Genomic DNA, 7,622 nt, shown 5'->3' on the forward strand with positions numbered 1-7,622 from the left:
CGCCGACGGCACCATGAACTCCGGCAACCGCCCCGCCACGAACTTCCGCAACTCCGGAACCGACACCCCAGCCGTCAGATCGAGGCTGTTGCGGTTCTTGGCGGTGTCGGTGCTGTCGGCGGTGCCGGCGGTGCCGTCATCGTCGCCGTGCGCACTGTGCGCCGGGACGACGTACCCGACGAGCTGTTTGTTCGCGCCCTTGCCCTCATGGACCACGACGGCCGACCGCTCGACGGCGGGGTGGGCGCTCAGGGCCGCCTCCACCTCGCCCGGCTCGATCCGCAGACCACGGATCTTCACCTGACCATCGCCACGACCGACGTACTCCAGACGCCCCTCACGATTCCAGCGCGCCAGGTCACCCGTGCGATACATCCGCGACCCCGCCGGACCGAACGGATCCGGCACGAACCGCTCCGCTGTCAGCCCCGCCCGGCCGCGGTAGCCGCGTGCCACGGACTCGCCCGCGACGTACAACTCGCCGACCACGCCCGCCGGTACGGGCAGCAGCCCGTCCCCGAGCACGTAGGCCCGCACGCCGTCCAGCGGTGTGCCGATCGGCGCACTGGTCCCGCCGTCCCAGGGGGCGTCGCCCGGGAGGGCGAACGCGGAGGCGTAGAAGGTCTCGGTCTGGCCGTAGCCGTTGACCACGCGCACGCCAGGGAAGGCCTTGCGGGCCCGCTGCACCAGCGACGCCGGCAGCGCCTCACCCGCGAACACCAGCGTGTCCACACGCGTCTTGCCCGCGATCTGGTCGAGGAGTTCGGCGAAGACGGACGGCACGGAGCTGACGACAGCGCCCGTCCAGCTCTCCCGCTCCCCCAACTCCAGGACGTCACGCACCACTTCGACACTGCCGCCGGTGGTGAGCGCCGTCATGATCTCGAACACCGACACGTCGAAGTTGATGGACGTGCCCGCCAGCATCCGCGCGCCCGGCCGCACGCCGAGGGCGTCCGCCAGGGAAGGCAGGCAGTTCGTGACGTTCCGGTGGGTGACCGTCACGCCCTTCGGTGTCCCCGTGGACCCGGAGGTGTACATCACGTACGCCGCGTTGTCCGGGCTCGGGACCGTCTCGACCGGGGTGGCGTCGGCGCCGTCCAGGTCCAGCTCGCCGAGGAGCAGCGGGGGCACGTCGTGCTCCGGCAGCGCGGCCGCCGCCTCCTCGTCGAGGAGGATCAGCCGCGGCCGTGCCTGCTCCAGCATCAGGCCCAGCCGCGCGCTCGGGTAGCGCGGATCGATGGGCAGGTAGGCGGCGCCGGACTTCAGGATGCCGAGCATCGCCACGACCAGATCGGCCGAGCGCGGCAGCGCGAGCGCCACCACGGACTCCGGCCCGACGCCCCGCTCGGCCAGGGCGTGCGCGAGACGGTTGGCGCGCTCGTCCAACTCCCGGTAGGTCAGCGCCACTTCGCCGCCGACCACGGCGAGCGCCTCGGGTGCCGCCGCTGCTTGCCGCTCGAACAACCCGGGCACGGTGGCGTCAGGAGCCTGCCGGTCCGGGGTCTGCCGGTCCGGAGTCTGCCGGTCCGGTCCGCTGAGGGCGGCCAGCCGCTCCCGCTCGCCCGGCAGCAGGACGTCCACCACACCGATCCGCCGTTCCGGAGCGGTGACCAGGTGCTCGACGACCTGCGCGAAGCGGGCCGCGAGGCGTTCGACGGTGTCCCGGTCGAAGAGGTCGGTCGCGTACTCCAGGTACCCGATCACGCCCTGGCCGGGGATGTCGCCCATGTTGAAGAACAGGTCGAACTTGGCGGTCTGCGTGAACGACGGCTCCCAACTCACCCGGAGCCCGCGCATCTCGAAGTCCTCGCGGGTGATGTTCTGCCAGGCGAACATCACCTGGAACAGCGGGTGGTACGCGGTGGAGCGCTCGGGGTTGAGCAGTTCCACCAGCCGCTCGAACGGCGCCTCCTGGTTGTCGTACGCGGACAGGGCCTTGTCCCGCACCCGCCCGAGCACCTCCTCGAACGACGGGTTGCCGGACAGATCGGCGCGCAGCACCCACGTGTTGACGAAGAAGCCAACCAAGTCGGCGAGTTCGGCGTCGGTGCGGTTGGCGATCGGGGAGCCCATGGTGATGTCGTCGCCGCCGCCGAGGCGGCCCAGCAGCACCGCGAGGGCGGACTGCAGCACCATGGCCGCCGTCGCGCCGTGCGCCCGGGCCAGCCTGTCGACCTCGGCGGCGACGTGGGGCGCGAGCCCGAACTCCACGGCGTCGCCGCGGTGGCTGGGCGCGGGCGGTCGCGGGCGGTCGGCCGGCAGCTGCAGGGGCTGCGGCGCCCCGGACAGTTCCCGGCGCCAGTAGGCCGCCTGGGCGGCCAGCAGGCTCTCGGGGTCGCTCTCGTCGCCCAGCAGCTCGCGCTGCCACAGCGTGTAGTCGGCGTACTGGACCGGAAGTTCCGGCCAGTCGGGGGCGGTACCGTCCAGGCGTGCCGCGTAGGCCGTGCCCAGGTCCCGGGCGAGCGGGGCGATCGACTCGCCGTCTACGGCGATGTGGTGGATCACCAGGGGCAGCAGGTGTTCCCCGGCGTCGAGCCGCAGCAGCGCGGTGCGGGTGGGGATCTCCTTCGCCAGGTCGAAGGGGCGGCCGATGATCCGGGCGAGCTCCTCGTCGGCGGTTTCCGGTGTCACCTCGGTGAGCGGGGTGTCGAGGACGACCTCGGACACCGGCAGGACCTGCTGGTACGGGTGCCCGTCGGCGTCCTCCACCACCAGGGTCCGCAGGCTCTCGTGCCGGGCGACCACATCACGCAGCGCCGCGCGCAGCGCCGCGGCGTCCAGCGTGCCGGTCAGCCGCAGGACGAACGAGTGGTTGTACGTCGCCGACGGTCCCTCGAACCGGTCGACGAACCACAGCCGGCGCTGGGCGAAGGACAGCGGCACGCGCTCCGGGCGGGTGTGCGCCCGCCGCAGCCGCGGCCGGGCCGGGCCGTTCGTCGACAGCTGCCCGCTGAGCTGCGCGACGGTGGGCGCGGCGAACACCTGCGGGACGCGGACCTCCGCGCCCAGGGTCGCGCGGATCCGGTTGACGAGCCGGGTGGCCAGCAGTGACTGGCCGGTCCTGGCGAAGAAGTCGTCGTCGATGCCGACCCGCTCCACCCCGAGCACCTCGGCGAACAGCCGGCACAGCACTTCCTCGGTCGTGGTGCGGGGCGCCCGGTACGCGACGCCGGTGAACCCCGGTTCGGGCAGTGCCGCGCGGTCGACCTTGCCGTTGGGCAGCAGCGGGAACTTCTCCAGCGTCACGAACGCGGACGGCACCAGGTGGTCGGGCAGCTTCGCGGACATGAAGGCGCGCAGGTCCTGCGGCGCCTCGGGTCCGGCCGGGACCACGTACGCCGCCAGGTACTTCGAGGTGCCGCTCCCGCGGCTTTCGCGGGCGACGACCACGGCCTGTCCGACGTCCGGGTGGCCGGCCAGGACGGCCTCCACCTCGGCGGGCTCCACCCTGACGCCGCGGATCTTCACCTGTCCGTCGCCGCGTCCGACGTATTCGAGGTGGCCGTCGGCGGTCCACCGGGCGAGGTCGCCCGTGCGGTACATCCGCGATCCGGGGGGACCGAAGGGGTCGGCGACGAACCGCTCGGCGGTCAGCGCGGCCCGGCCGCGGTAGCCGCGCGCGAGGGACGCGCCCGCGACATAGAGCTCGCCCGTCACACCGGGCGGCACCGGGAGCAGGCCCGCCCCCAGGATGTGGACGCGGACGTGGTCCAGGGGTTCGCCGATCGGCGCGTTCGTCCCGCCGGTCCACTCCTCGTCCGCGGGCAGCGCGAAGGCCGTGGCGTAGAAGGACTCGGTCTGGCCGTAGCCGTTGACCACCCGCACGCCCGGGAGGACCTCCCGGGTGCGCGCCACCAGTGCGGCCGGCAGGCCCTCCCCGGCGAACACCACGGTCCTGGGGCTGATCCTGCCCGGCAGTTCGTCGAGGAGCTCGGCGAACGCCGAGGGCACCGAGCTGATCACGTCGGCCGTCCAGTCGGCGCGCTCGCCCAGGGCGAGCACATCACGGATGATCTCGACGCTGCCGCCGGCGCAGAGCGTCGAGAAGATCTCGAACACCGACACGTCGAAGTTGACGGACGCGCCCGCGAGCATCCGCGCACCCGGCTCCACGCCCAGCGCGGCCACCAGTCCCGGCAGGCAGGCGGCCACGTTCCGGTGGGTGACGGCCACGCCCTTCGGCGTCCCGGTGGACCCCGAGGTGTACATCACGTACGCCACGTTGTCCGGCCGCGGGGCGACCGGCACAGGAGCCGTCGGCGCGGGGTCCGCCGACGCGGGATCGGCCGACGCGGGGGCCGCGGTGCTCGCCTCGCGCTCGACGTCCACGAGGTGCACCGCGGGGATGCCGGTGGCCGGCAGGACGCCCGCGGCCCCGGCGTCCGTGAGGACGAGGGAGGGAGCGGCGTCGGACAGGATGAACTCCAGGCGCCGGCTCGGATACGCCGGGTCGATCGGGAGGTAGCCCGCGCCGGCCTTCAGCACGCCGAGCAGCGCGACGACCAGGTCGGCCGTCCTCGGCAGGGCCACCGCGACCACCGACTCCGGCCCCACGCCCCGCCCGGCGAGACCGTGGGCGAGGCGCTCCGCGCGCTCGTCCAGCTCGCGGTACGTCAAGGACTTCTCGCCGCTCACGACGGCGACCGCGTCCGGCGTCGCCGCGGCCCGCTCCGCGAACAGCGCGGGGACGGTCGTGTCCGGTACCGGCATGGAGGTGCCGTCGAATCCGCGCAGCGCCTGCTCCCGCTCGGCGGTGCTGAGCACGTCCACCGCCCCGACCGGCAGATACGGGTCCGTCACCAGGGCGCGCAGCACGCGTTCGAAGCGGGCGGCGATGGTGTCCGCCTCGGCCCGGTCGAGCGCGTGGGGCTGGTACTGGAGCGACAGCCGCAGGTGGGGGTCGGCGTCGGCCATCACGGTCACCGGGTAGTGGGTCCCGCTGAACGGGGTGATGCCGGTGATCGCGACTCCGGCCGTGTCGTTGGCCTCGCTGAGGCCGACGTGGTCGACCGGGTACGACTCGAAGACGACGATGGTGTCGAAGAGGGTGTTCGTGCCGACCGCCTGCTGGATCTCGGTCAGCCCGTGATGGTGGTGGTCCAGCAGCGCGCCCTGCCGGTCCTGGAGTGCGCCGAGCAGCCGGGCGAAGGTGTCGCCCGGGGCACAACGCACCCGTACCGGCAGGGTGTTGATGAACAGACCGACCATGGACTCCACGTTCGGCACGGCCGGCGGGCGGCCGGAGACGGTGGCGCCGAACACCACGTCCTGCCGGCCGGTCAGCTGGCCGAGGAGGACCGCCCAGGCGCCCTGCACCAGGGTGTTCAGCGTGACGCCCAGGTCGGCGGCGCACGCGGACAGTCCGAGGGAGAGCTCGGCGGACAGCGGAACGTCGACGTGCCCGATGTCGTCGCTGTGCGACTCGGCGCCCTTGTCGCGGACCAGCAGGGTCGGGTCGTCGAAGCCGTCGAGCTCGCCCGCCCATGCCTCGGCGGCCGCCTCGCTGTCCTGCCGCGACTGCCACACCAGGAACTCGCGGAACCCGCGGACCCGCGGCAGGACGGAGGTGTCGCCGCCGGAGCCGTAGAGCCGCAGCAGGTCCTGCATGAGCGTCGGCACCGACCAGCCGTCGAAGAGCACGTGGTGGGCGGTGAAGACCAGGGCGGCGCGGTCGGGCCCGCGGGTGATCAGCGAGATCCGCAGGAGGGGCGGCGCGGTGGGGTCGAACCGCGTGGCGCGGTCCGCGGCCAGGAACCGCTGGAACTCGTCGTCGTCCGCGTCATCGGCGTGAGGCGTGTCGTTCCTGGCGCTCATGTCCAGGTGCTGCCAGGGCAGTTCGACATCGTCGAGGACGAGCTGGACCAGGTCGCCGGAGGCGTCGGGCACGAACGCGGTGCGCAGGTTGGCGTACCGGTCGAGCAGGGCCTGGCCGGCCGCCCGCATCCGTTCCGGGTCCACCGCGCCGGACAGGTGGTAGNTTCCGGGTCCACCGCGCCGGACAGGTGGTAGGCGAACTGCATCTGGTAGGCGTCGTGTCCGGCGTCCGACAGCATCGACTCGAAGAGCAGCCCGGACTGCAGTGGAGTGAGCGGCCATACGTCCGAGAGGCCGGGGTAGCGCTGCTCCCATGTCTCGAGTTCGCTCTGCCGCACCGAGACCAGCGGCACGTCCGACGGGGTCAGACCGCCCGCTTCCGGCTGGGCGACATGCCGGGCCAGGCCCTCCAGGGCCTCCCCCCACAGATCGGCCAGCTCCTCCACGTCCGCGCGGCTGAGCACACCGCTGGGGAAGCCGAGCCGGGCGGTCAGCTGCCCGGAGTCGGTGACGAGCGCGTTGATCTCCAGGGTGGACATCACGGGCATGTCCGCGTCCGGCACCGCGATCAGCTCGTTCGTGCCCGGCGCCTGCACCCAGCCCAGCCCCCGCAACTCCTCAGGCATGTCCGCCCCGGAGAAACGACCCAGGTAATTGAAGGCGATCTGCCCCGTCGGACACGGCGCGAGCACCGCACCCGTCTCCTCGTTCAAGTACCGCAACAGGCCATAACCCAGCCCCTTGTCGGGGATCCGCAGCAACCGCTCCTTGACCGCCTTGACCACCGCACCGGCCGCCGCACCCCCCGCCAGCGCCTCCTGAACATCCACACCGGCAAGATCGAGACGGACCGGGAACATACTGGTGAACCAGCCGACCGTCCGCGACAGATCGGCCCCCGGCACCACCGCCTCCTCACGGCCATGCCCCTCCAACTTCACCAGCAGCGACGACTCCTCCACCCCACGACCACGCCGCCAACGGGACACCGCCACCGACAACGCACTGAGCAGACCGTCGTTCACACCACCACGGAACGCGGCAGGCACATCCGTCAGCAGCGCCTCCGTCACCGGGGCGGGCACGCGGACCCAGACGTACTCCTGGGTGGAGATGACGTCGACAGCGGGGTCGACGGGGCGCGAGCCGATGAGGGGGTCCGGGCCGTCGACGACCGACTGCCACAGCTCCAGTTCCGCGACACGCTCCGGCGAGGACGCCTCCTCCACCAGGGCGTGCGTCCAACGGCGTACCGAGGTGCCGACCGGGTCGAGCTCCGGGGTCTTCCCGTCCCGGATCTGCTTCCAGGCCGCGGCGAGGTCGGGGAGCAGGATGCGCCAGGACACACCGTCGACGACGAGGTGATGCAACACCACGATCAGACGGCCCGCCGCCTCCGCACCCGCGTCGAACCACACGAACTGCGCCATCACCCCGCGAGCCGGGTCCAACCGGCCCGTCGCGGCGTCGAGTTCGGACGTCGCCCGCTCCCACCAGCCGTCGTCCCACCGGCCGTCGCACTCGACCCGGTGCACCAGGCGCGAGACATCCACGGAGCCGGGCTCCTCGATCTCCATCCCGTCGCCGACCAGCCGGGAGCGCAGCAGGTCGTGGCGGTCCCAGACCGCCGCCAACGTCGCCGTCAGACCCGCCCCGTCGATACCGACCGGCAGATCCACCACCGACGACATCGTGAACCGCCCATACCCGCCACCAAGTTCCAGCAGATACCGCGCCACCGGCAGCAGCGGCACAAACCCCACACCACCGCCCTCGAACTCCTCCAGCACCACCGCCGCACCACG

The 7,622-nt window shown here is 72.6% G+C and carries 3 pseudogenes; all 3 read right to left on the reverse strand.

The features are described from left to right. Positions 1-1,488, reverse strand: a pseudogene (locus FGD71_RS50400) (amino acid adenylation domain-containing protein); the annotation flags it as partial. A 72-nt stretch (positions 1,489-1,560) separates the two neighbouring features. Next, positions 1,561-5,946, reverse strand: a pseudogene (locus FGD71_RS49900) (amino acid adenylation domain-containing protein); the annotation flags it as partial. 35 nt (positions 5,947-5,981) lie between these two features. Then, a pseudogene (locus FGD71_RS50105) lies at positions 5,982-7,508 on the reverse strand (condensation domain-containing protein); the annotation flags it as partial. Positions 7,509-7,622 lie beyond the last annotated feature (114 nt).

It is taken from the genome of Streptomyces sporangiiformans, assembly GCF_005768555.2.
Lineage (GTDB): Bacteria > Actinomycetota > Actinomycetes > Streptomycetales > Streptomycetaceae > Streptomyces > Streptomyces sporangiiformans.